Here is a 292-nt window from a genome sequence, read left to right on the forward strand (position 1 = left end):
GGACATCGCGGGTCTGCCGAGCCACAAGATCGCCCGCCTCGGCCTCGGCTATGTGCCCGAGCATCGCGACATCTTCCCGAGCCTGACGGTGCGCCAGAACCTGATCCTCGGCATCAAGGATCCGCGCCGCCCCGGCAAGTGGCGGTTGCAGGAGATGCTCGACATGTTCCCCAACCTCGCCCGCCGCGCCGATACGCCGGCCGGGGTGCTGTCGGGCGGCGAGAAGCAGATGCTGACCACCTGCCGCACCCTGCTCGGCGATCCCGAGCTGATGATGATCGACGAGCCGACC

1 protein-coding gene is annotated in these 292 nt (G+C 68.5%); it reads left to right on the forward strand.

Annotation, left to right across the window (positions count from 1 at the left end; all coding sequences use genetic code 11):
* Nucleotides 1-292: ATP-binding cassette domain-containing protein (locus P0G09_RS19905; protein WP_275253537.1), on the forward strand; the 292-nt coding region annotated here is incomplete at both ends.

This window comes from Faecalibacterium sp. DFI.5.82 (assembly GCF_029076575.1).
Classification (GTDB): Bacteria; Bacillota; Clostridia; order Oscillospirales; family Ruminococcaceae; genus Faecalibacterium; species Faecalibacterium duncaniae.